The 5,976-nt window shown below is 70.1% G+C and carries 6 protein-coding genes and 1 pseudogene; all 7 read right to left on the bottom strand.

Annotation, left to right across the window (positions count from 1 at the left end):
* Nucleotides 1–1,529: pseudogene (locus tag GTW67_RS24210) on the bottom strand (hypothetical protein); the annotation flags it as partial.
* Nucleotides 1,530–1,531: 2 nt separating this feature from the next.
* Nucleotides 1,532–3,961 (bottom strand): phage tail tape measure protein, encoded by a 2,430-nt coding sequence (locus tag GTW67_RS24205; RefSeq protein ID WP_161166913.1) that lies wholly within the window; start codon nt 3,959–3,961, stop codon nt 1,532–1,534.
* 4 nt (nt 3,962–3,965) lie between these two features.
* Entirely contained in the window at nt 3,966–4,142 is a 177-nt protein-coding gene (locus GTW67_RS37100; protein ID WP_346010728.1) for a hypothetical protein, read from the bottom strand.
* 32 nt (nt 4,143–4,174) lie between these two features.
* Nucleotides 4,175–4,696: a DUF7426 family protein gene (locus GTW67_RS24200; RefSeq protein WP_161166912.1), complete on the bottom strand. Its 522-nt coding sequence runs from the start codon at nt 4,694–4,696 to the stop codon at nt 4,175–4,177.
* On the bottom strand, nt 4,696–5,187 hold the full coding sequence (locus GTW67_RS24195) for a phage tail tube protein (RefSeq protein ID WP_161166911.1): 492 nt from the start codon (nt 5,185–5,187) through the stop codon (nt 4,696–4,698). The genes GTW67_RS24200 and GTW67_RS24195 overlap by 1 nt, the downstream gene beginning before the upstream one ends.
* A 9-nt stretch (nt 5,188–5,196) precedes the next feature.
* On the bottom strand, nt 5,197–5,628 hold the full coding sequence (locus GTW67_RS24190) for a phage tail terminator protein (protein WP_161166910.1): 432 nt from the start codon (nt 5,626–5,628) through the stop codon (nt 5,197–5,199).
* Nucleotides 5,625–5,975: a minor capsid protein gene (locus tag GTW67_RS24185; RefSeq protein WP_161166909.1), complete on the bottom strand. Its 351-nt coding sequence runs from the start codon at nt 5,973–5,975 to the stop codon at nt 5,625–5,627. Before GTW67_RS24185 ends, GTW67_RS24190 begins: the two co-directional genes overlap by 4 nt.
* Nucleotide 5,976 lies beyond the last annotated feature (1 nt).

The raw sequence follows: 5,976 nt of genomic DNA, 5'->3' as shown, positions 1-5,976 counted from the left end.
TTCCAGACGATGGCGTAGCGGATGTTGCTGCCCTGCTGCTCGAACGCGAGCCGGGCCTTGATCCACTTTCCGAAAATGTTGGTGCCGGTGTTGATGGTGCGGTCGACGATGGTCTCGCCCTCGTAGCCGAGGCCGAGGAGCCGCGAGTTGTCTGGGCCCATCTGGACGTACCACTCGCGGACGGTGCCCGTCGAGTAGGCCATCAGGTATGTCCGCCGGTTCGGTGGGACCTGTGGCATGTGGTACATCCAGACCACCGACCAGGCGGGCAGGGTGGCCCACGACCGGTTGATGACGTAGCCGTGCAGGTCGGCGTAGGCGCCGTCCTTCCCGTCGAGGGTGGGCAGGGCCCCCGATGAGGCCAGGGAGGTGTCGGCGGCCCACTGCACGTTGGTGACGGTCATTGAGTCGCCGTCGGGGAGCGGCGTCGATGCGCGGGTGGCGGCCTCGCCTTCTTCCATGGGCCAGTAGGCCAGCGGCTGGTAGGAGGGGATGCGGCGGCGCAGCGCAGAGTCCAGGGTCTTGGTGCCCCGGCCCAGGCGGCGCAGGACGCCGGACGCCTGCACGGGCACCCACACGTCTGCCTCGGACGGCTCCCACTTCTGCGGCCACTCGCTGATCTCGCCGATGAACCGGTCCACGCGGTCGCGGATCTCGGCCGTTCCCGTCAGCGTCCACGCTCGACCGGCCGAGTCGGTGAACCCGCTCGCCCCGGCGGCCTGCCCCCGAAAGTCGGGGGACGCCACCACAGCGCCGCCGGCCCCGCGGACCTCAGCCCGGTACACCCGGCCAGCCACGGGCGGTCGGGGAACGGCGGAGTCGTACTGGCTGGGGGCGACGATGAGGGGAGACGTGCTGACGAACACGCCGGAGGTGAAGGGGTTGGTGAGCAGCAGCTCGTCGAACTGGTTCCAGGGCCCGTCGAGCGAGGTGGCCCAGTACCAGCGGCAGGTGGTGCCGCCGACCAGGTTGACGCGGACCGCGGCCCGCCGAGGCAGTCCTGCGGGTAGGGCGGTCTGGGGGGTGCTGCCGACGGTGCCGTCGGTGGTGCCGTGGAAGATCAGCAGGCCGTCCTGGAGTCGCATGTGGTAGCTGCGCAGGCCTGCCGTCGCACTCCACTTGCCGATGAGCATCTGCGCGCCGCGTGCGTACCAGTCGGCTTCGCCTTCCCACCGCAGGTCGATGTCCTTGGTGAGGTCGAGTGCTGCGGTGTCCGGGGTGGACGCGTAGCCGGTCGGGGTGCCGTCGAGCTGGAGGTACGACTCGTCGCCGGGCAGCGAGAGACGGACGCGGGTGTTGCGGCCGATCTTTCCGTAGTACGGGCTCATGGGGTTGCGCGGCGAGTACTTGCCGCTCTTGTTGTTGATGGTCAGGGGCACGGCCGCAGGGTCGGCGGCCGTGCCCCTGTTGCGGATGCCTCGCTGATGCGTGATCGGCGAGCGGGTGTAGACGTCCTTCGTGAAGTCGACCCACGCCCCGTCGATGAACATCTCCGCGCGCAGCCCCAGCGGGTCTTCCGGGAAAGCCACGGTCACCTCCCCAAGACGAACTGCACGTTGCCGCCGCTGATGCCGACACGGTCGCGGATGGTGCCGATGAGCAGGTCTCCAAAGGCGTCCCCGGCGGTGAGCCGCACAGTCTGAGTCGAGCCGGTTCCTGCGGTACCGCTGGCGCCCACGGCTGTGCCGACGGCGCCGGCGTACGACGCGGACGGCGTCGGCGTGGACACAAGGTTCGCCATCGTCCGGTCGACCTCGCCCTGCGTGGACTCGATACCGGCGACGATGCCGCGCGGGATCCACCGGCCGACCTGCTTCGCCATGACCTTGGACGGCGAGGCGATGCCCAACGCCTTGGCGATGGGGCCGGGGACCAGGTCCTTGGCCCAGCTGATCAAGGTGCTGCGCAGCCATGAGCCCATGGACTTGATGCCGTTCCACAGCCCCCTCACGACGTCCATGCCCTTGGTGTAGAGCAGGCCTCCCAGCGAACCGATCCCCCGCGAGATCTGCCCGGGCAAGCCGCGTACCCATGCCACGAGCTCCAGGGACTTGCGGGTGCCGCCGTCCTTGAGCCGCTGGAAGCTGCGGGACGCGGCCGAGGCCAGGACACCGCCCAGGCCGCCGATCGCCGAGCCGACACGGCCCGGGAGGCCCGTCAGCCACGCGACGAGTTCCAGGCTCTTGCGGACGGCCCAGTCCTTGCCCTGGCCGAACCACGTCGACATCTTCCCGGGGATGGTGCCGAGCCAGTCGATCGCGGCCAGCACTCCGTCTTTCGCCGCGGTGACCTTGGCGACGACCCAGTCCCAGGCGGTCATCGTCGCGGTCTTGATCTGGTCCCAGTAGGTGACGACGAGCAGCACCAGGCCGACGAGGGCGAGCGCGATCCCGCCGATGATCCAGAACATGGGGTTCGCGAGCATCGCCGAGTTCATCGCCCACACGCCGATCGCGGCGAGAGAGAACGCAACACCGAGCGCCGTCACCCCGGCCGCCGCGGCGATGAACACACCGCTGTGCTCGGACACGAACTTGAAGACGCCTTCGAGCCGCGGGATGACCTCGGTGCCGAGGAACTCGACGAGATTCTGTTGCAGCGTGTTCTTGAACGCCGTGACCTTCGCCCCGGCGTTGTCCCGCAGGCCGGTGCCGAGCTTGTCCGCAGCGCCCTCCGCGTCGCCCATGGCCTGCTGTGCCTCGTGCAGGTTGAGCTTGAAGAACGCGGCACCCAGGTCCTCGCCCGGGCCGCCGAACAGGTCCTGGATGGCCTTCTTTGCCACATCAGAGCCGGGCCCGAGTTCCACGATCGCGTCGTGGATCTGCGCCATGGCTTCCTCGCCGCGGGTGCCGCCCGCAGACAGGTCCGAGATCATCTGGTCGGCGTTCAGGCCGACCGACTTCAGTGCGTCGACCTGCGCCTTGCCGCCGCCGGTGACGCGGAGTTCCAGCTCCTTGAAGGCGTCGGCGACTTTGTCGGTGTCCTTCCACCCCGCTTGGATCGCCTGCCGCATCAGCCCGAACGCCGTCCGCCCGGACAAGCCGCTCTTGGCGAACTGCACGCCGTACTCGTTGATCGTCTCCAGCAGGTCCTCGCCCGCCGGGCCCAGACCGGACATGCCCTTCGTGATCAGGTCGAACGCCTCGGTCGAGTTCTTCGCCAGCCCCGTCTTCACCGCGATGCCGGCCGCCTGTGCCGCCATCGCCACGTCCACATCGAACGTTGACGCGAGGTCGGCGGCGTTCGCAGAGATGCTCTTGATCTGCGAATTCGTCGCCCCCGGCGGCAGCAGACCCTCCGCCGCGATCGCCCGAACCGTGTCCGCCCCGGTCTGGAAGTCCGCGACGATGGCGTCCTTGAAGAGAGCGCCGGCGACCTTGCCGTACTGCTGCGCCACCGCCGGCGTCGTCCCCAGCTGCGCGCCGAGCCGAGCCGTGATCTGCGACTGGTCGAGGGCCTCCTGGAAGCCGGCCATGAGGATCGCACCGGCCGCGACCCCGGCGCCGGCGGCCGCGAGCTTGAGGCGTCCCGTCAGCCGCTGCCCAATGGTCTCCCCGGCTTCGTCGGCGCCCGCACTGCCGGACTGGGTGAGTCCGTCGCCGAGGGCGTCGCCTGCGTCGTCTCCGGCCTGGCGGGCGGCGCGGGTGGCGCTGTCGCCGAGGCCGTCGCCGAGCTGCTGCCCGGCGCGCTGTCCGGCCCGGTGGGCTGCGGCCTCGGCTTCCAGGGCGGCGGCGGTGACCGCGTCGACGAGCTGCCCACGCATGTTGCGCCACTGGCCGTCGGCGCCGCGGACGAAGCCGCCGCCGAGCCGGGTTCCGGCCTGCTGTCCGGCGTCGTCGGCGTCGCTGCCCATGCGCTGGCCGGTGGCGCGCATCGCCTGCTCCGCGCGGCGCAGAGCGGGGTCCACGCCGGCGTCGTTGACGGTGATGAGGGCGGTGAGTTCGCCGACGGTGAGCGCCACAGCACTACCTCCTCCGGTACTTGGGTTGCTTGGGTGGGGGAGGTGCGAAGTGCCGTGAGACGCGGGACTCTGCGGAGACCAGGCCGTAGAGGCGGGTCTGGAACCAGCGCCACGACCGCTCCCGCAGCAGGCCGGGAGTGGACAGGTCGAGGCCGTAGGTGTCCTGGAAGTCGGCCTCCACCAGGGCCCATTGCTCCAGCAGGGCGGTGCGGGTTACCCGCTTGCCCTGGGTGCGCGCTTGCGACGCTGGCGGGAGCCCGCCTTCGTACCACTCGTAGAGCCCCGTGACCGGGTCGTATTCGCCGCAGCCGACGCCGAGGGCTGAGGCTTCTGCTGCCGACGGGCCGCCCGGTTCGGGGCCAAGAGAGAAGGGTCGCCGCCCGAGGCCCAGTAGCGGGCGGCGGTGTCACGGTCGTTGAGGACCCACATCATCGTGGTCATCGCGACGTGCCGGAAGCGGGTCCACTTCACCTGTGCGGCGATCTCGTCGTGGACGGTGCCGAGGACGAGGCGGAACAGGTCCTTCTCCTCGGTGTCGTCGAGGAGTTCCTTGTCCGGTTCGGTGCCGTTCAGGTAGAGCTTGGCGGCGGCCTTGGTGATCTTCTCGACGCGGAGTCCGTCCTCAGCTGCGGGGGACGGGATGCGGAAGGTCCGCGTCTGCCCGTCGGTGCAGAGGACGGGCAGCTCCAGCCAGTCGTCGAGGAAGTCACCGAGGGCCTCGAACGTAGCGGCCATCAGGGGGTCTCATCCTCCGCGAGCGGGTTGTCGATCGCGACGCGGGGGCCGTCCCCGGTGAAGGTGATCTCCACCTCTCCCAGCGCGGAGTACTCGCCGCCGGACGGCGCCCACGTCGGGATCGCCTTGCCCTGGTACGCCTCCGGGAGGCCCTGCCGGTTCATCCAGCGCAGGGGAACGAGGTTGGCCTCGCCGTACTCGTCGGACGCCTTACGGATGGCCTCGTGCACCGGGTGGTAGACCTTCTGGGCCTTGTTCGCCTTGCGGCGGATCGTGACCGACAGCTCCCATGCCTGCGCGGTCTTCGTGTTCCCGGCCCAGCCGTCGGAGTCGTAGTCCGAGGAGTCCTCGATGTTGGGTTCGGCGGACGGCTGGAACTCGCGGACGCCGGGGCAGAGCTGCCAGTCCGGGGTCTCGTCGGTGCCCATGTTCACTTCGAGTCGCCACTCGCGGGCGAGCTCGGTCTCGGTGGTCTCGACGGGTGTCGACATGCTCTCTCCTCAGTCGATCAGATGGGGCCCGGACCTGACCGTCCGGAAGTAGTAGTTGCTGGTCAGCTCCATGCGGCCGCGTGTGTCCTGGCCGATCCACGCCTGTGACTGGCGCCAGGAGATCTCCACCCACACCCCGCGCACCTGGTAGCTACGCCGGTTGTGGAGGACGTTGAACACGCCGTCAGCGAGGGTCACCAGCCCGGCCGCGTCCGTACCCCAGCGCATGCGCGCCTGGATGCCGGTGACCGAGTCCGTGGAGTCGTCGTCCGCGACCGGGTACGGCGTCAGGCCCAGCACCCGGTCCGGGCCGTCCGGTGTCTTGCCGAGGACGATGCCGGTGACGTCGGCCGGCAGGACCGCGTCCGGGACGTAGCGGCCGATGCCCTCCGTGTCGAGGAGCTCGGCGACACCGCGCAGCAGGTCGGCGTCGTGGCTCACCGCAGGGCCCGCCGGAGTTCGGCGGCGATGAGGTCGCGGACCTGGGCACGGGACTCGTTGAGCGGGCCCTCCAAGTACTTGCTGGTCCTGCCCGGCGCGTGCCGGTAGTCCAGCTCCTCGTGCTGGCGGACCGCGTAGGGGGTGTCGTAGCTGACGGCGGCCGTCAGCGTCCCCTCGTCCACGCTGGCCATGCCGGAGTTCTGGAGCGGTCCCTCGTCGAGGGGGACGACGGCCGTCGACTCGGCGAGGACGTGCTCGGCGCCGAGGAGTAGGCCGCGGGCCGCGGCTGCGCGGAGGTCCCGCTGGACCCCGGCGCCGTGGAAGTCGAGTCGGAAGCGCTGAGGCATG

This window comes from Streptomyces sp. SID5910 (assembly GCF_009862125.1).
GTDB lineage: Bacteria > Actinomycetota > Actinomycetes > Streptomycetales > Streptomycetaceae > Streptomyces.
This window is presented reverse-complemented; position numbering and strand designations above follow the sequence as displayed.